The 3736-nt window shown below is 33.6% G+C and carries 2 protein-coding genes; both read left to right on the top strand.

The features are described from left to right. Window positions 1–356: 356 nt before the first annotated feature. Window positions 357–875, top strand: a complete 519-nt coding sequence (locus tag ORH16_RS18735) for a DUF536 domain-containing protein (RefSeq protein ID WP_265460451.1) — start codon at window positions 357–359, stop codon at window positions 873–875. Between the two features lie 1321 nt (window positions 876–2196). Continuing rightward, entirely contained in the window at window positions 2197–2754 is a 558-nt protein-coding gene (locus ORH16_RS18730; RefSeq protein WP_265460450.1) for a hypothetical protein, read from the top strand. The last annotated feature ends 982 nt before the right edge of the window (window positions 2755–3736 follow it).

The following is a 3736-nucleotide window of genomic DNA, read 5'->3' as shown; positions in this document are numbered from 1 at the left end:
ATACATTTTTCTGTCAGATACTAGGGTACAACTATGCTCAACACCAGTACAACAGCCCCTCTGTTAGCAATTCGGAGAGCGTTTGTCTAGTGTTTTTTCTTTTGATTTTGAAAAAAAGAAAGAAGGATAACCTGTGGAGCCTTAGCGGAACAGGCGTGAGCCAGTTGCCTTAGCAACGATCTGGCGAGAGTGAGCCTTAGCGAACGGCCTCGTAGAGGTTGGCGGTACGCCAAAATGCCTTAGCAGCTACTACGTACTGTAAACCGTTGTTTTACTTGCAAGTTTAGACGAAAACTGCCGTGACATTCGTTCCTTATTTCTAAATACGGTATACTTACTGCGAAGGAGTGATTCCCTTGGAAAACTACAAAACTATCAAAGAGCTTGCTGATGAAATTGATTATTCAAAACAAGCAATTCAAAAAATTATAGAAGGCCTATCTGTTAGTGAAAGACCTAACAAAAGAGGTAATAAATATATACTATTTGAAGATGATCAAGTTCGAATAAAAAGAATTTTAGGAATAGATAATTCGGATAATGATTTGAATATTTTAGATATTGAATCAGATAATTCAAATATAAAAACGAATAAATTAGATAATTCAGATAAGGATAGATATATCAAGTTTTTAGAGAGTGAAAATGATAATAAAATTTTGAGAATTGAGAAGTTAGAAAAATTGGTAGACCAGCAACAACAACTTACTCTTCAAGCTAACAAACAAATCGAACAGCTGCAATCTCAATTATTGGTTACGTATACAGAAGAATCGCGCCGAGAAAGTAAGGAAGAAGTGGAACAACAGCTATCGGAAGCTTCAAAAGAAGAAATACCTGAACTATCGAAAAAATGGTTTCAGTTTTGGAAATAATTTAAGTGTTCCATAAACCGATAAAAAAAATGAAGCTAAAAGTAACTTGAGAGCTCAATTGAAGAGTGTTTAGATCCGGCATATATGACCATATTTGCCGCATGTGAAAAAAAACTGATATCACGCTAAAAACCAACCGCTCTGCGGTTGATATCAATATTGATATCAGGTTTCCCTTATGCTTTTGCAACATTTGTTTGTGAAATTTTAAAAGGAACATTTTTCCTTAAGTATCATATTTAGAGAAATCATTTGGTTTTATGTTTAAGAGGAGCGTTAACAAGAATCAAAGAAAAAAAAAATCATGAGATTGCTACAAAAAGAACAAATTTTCATCATATTTTGGATGTACGATGAACTCATCCCAATAAAACAAACCAAAATAAAACACTTTTTCATTTTTTACTCCTACCCTAACTCACTGTCCCCGCAGTGAGTTTTTTTGTTACTTAGGAACTGGCTACGTACTGGCAGGCTACGGGTTTGCACCCCCAAACAAAATTTCTTATCAGTTCAAGGAGTTTCCGAGTGAAGAATTAAGCACAGAAATCAATGTAAAAGCAGAAACGAAAAAGATACTCGAAAAACGAGTATCCTCTAAAAAATGTTTTCAATTTGGAAATAAAAATTGCCTTTACAAAATCGGTGTTTTTTTTCGAGACAATGTAAAGGCAACAAACGCTTATATATCAACGATTTACTACTGTTCCGAACCTAATTTACCGATTTACTACCCCCCTGTTAGAGTACGGGGGTCCCACCGAGAGCAACGGTCGTTGCTCTCGGTGCTCAAAAGCGTCTACTTTGCCCTGTTCACCTTCGTGAACACACACGTCGCTGTAACTGTTTCAAGTAGGGAAACCTGTCTTGCCGCTGGCAGACAGGCCGCCTCGCCCCAGGCGAGCGGCCCTGTTTGAAAACAGACAGCGTCGGCTGAGGGCAGAACAAGCATCGCTTTCGAATGTTGTTACTCTAATACGATTAGTATAACAAGGGTCTTAGTTCCCATCAAGAAAATTTCACTAAGTGTTGAGCCGGAAGAATGCTGCGAATGCAACGTTTGAAAAATGAGAAATGCTAGACTTCAAAAAATTCACAAGGAAAAGCCCGCTAGACGTTGATCTGGCGGGCTACTTTGGATAATCGGCATTATGTCTACTAAGTCGTTAAATAACTATTAGATAAAAAAGATAATAGTTATTGCAAGTCAATGATAAATAGTCAAAAATTAAGACTTGGAATAATTTAATTGAAAAAACGTTATTTAATGATATATATTAAAGAATACGTGTTATTAAATCTTTGATTGAAGGAGATAGATATGAATTTCGAGGAACTTAAAAAAAAATTGAAGGTATCTTCAGCATCACTCAGATATCAAATAGTAAAACTAAGGGGTGGTGATAAGTTAAAAGTTAGAGAGGTAGATATCCAAGAAATTGAGACGATAATAATCGCTCTTAGAATGAATAAAAATTTTAATGAATTTTCAAATAAAAAAATTGCAGATTTTCTTCAAAAAAACTTCCTCCAAGATAGCGCTTTTTCGAGTTTAAAAGAATATCCAATCTATGTTGAAAACATTGAGACTGAATATTTAAATGATCAAATTGAAACTTTAAAAGAAAAAAATAGACAATTATTTTTTGAAAATAATTCATTAAAAAAAGAAATTGAAAACATTCGAAGTGCAAGCGTAGATATTGGTGTATCAGTTATTAAAGATGAAAAAAAATTCATAAGCTCAACAGAATTAGAAATCTTAGAAAAAGAATATTATACATTATTAAAAAATAAAAAAGAACTAGAAAAAAAGAATGAAGAACTAGCAAAAAAGAATTTATCGTACGAAACATTTATAGCTAAGATTACAAAATAAGAAGGTAAAAAAAATTTAAAAAAAGGGAGAAAAAAATGAACAAGAATTTGAAACTTTTCTTAGTCCTAATTTTTCAGATATTATTGTGTATTACGCTAACTATGTCTCTATACCTGTTATTCAATATGGTTTATGTGGGAGTATATCATTTTTATGTGGGAATCATATTGTCTATATTATCTTGTTTGTCTTCTAGCTGCTTGTTTTCTATAATTTGGAATAGGAAATGGAATAAACTACGTGCAATTATTAATCTTTTAATCTTTTGTATCTATATATTATTAAATATTATGGCTTTGGTAGTATTTATATGTGCAAAAGATAGGATATCACCAGTTTACCTTTCAATATTTTATTTGGATGTATCTATGACCAGTTTATGGCTATTTTGCTTTTTTTAATATTTTTCAAATAAAAATGTTGCAATCACTATCTGTAAAGCGTAATCTAAAAAAGTAAAACAATTGAATAAATGCCAGAAAAAGGGCAAAAAAATAAACGTTAGCTTAAAGTTGGACTGGAAATCCTTCTTTAAGAGCTTTAATTGATACTCAGAATATCAATCAAAACCACTTCTAACGTCATTCTTACTAATTAGTATACTTCGAAACTGAAGTCAATGCCAATTATATGAAATCTGACGGAAGAAATCAAGACTTGATAGATAAAAGGTATTCAGTTAAAGCTGAGTGCCTTTTTTGTTTGGAACAAGCGGACGTGCCACTGTCCGACCCTTAGAAGATGGGAAATAAGACGAAAGGTTAAGTATTCGCCGCTGCAATAAGGAATGCTAGGAACACATAGCAAGGGTAGCCTTATGCCCTTGTGTTCTGAAGGGTGGTAGCGACCGATTTAAACGGCTAGGGTGGAAACATGGACCGAAAGGTCAGTAATCTAAAACAAGGCTCTTAGGGCGTGTTTTAAGAGGGTTTTAGATGAAGTGTAGCAACTTCCAACTCATAAGGCATGTGATAGTGGCTCC

The sequence above is a fragment of the Enterococcus sp. HY326 genome, assembly GCF_026157065.1.
GTDB lineage: Bacteria > Bacillota > Bacilli > Lactobacillales > Enterococcaceae > HY326.
Note: the sequence above shows the minus strand (reverse complement) of the source record. Positions and strands in the feature narration are given on the sequence as shown.

What these genes read in the sequence shown, in the direction of transcription:
- ORH16_RS18730 (WP_265460450.1), top strand. Translation starts at nt 2,197, where the DNA reads ATGAATTTCGAGGAACTTAAAAAAAAATTGAAGGTATCTTCAGCATCA.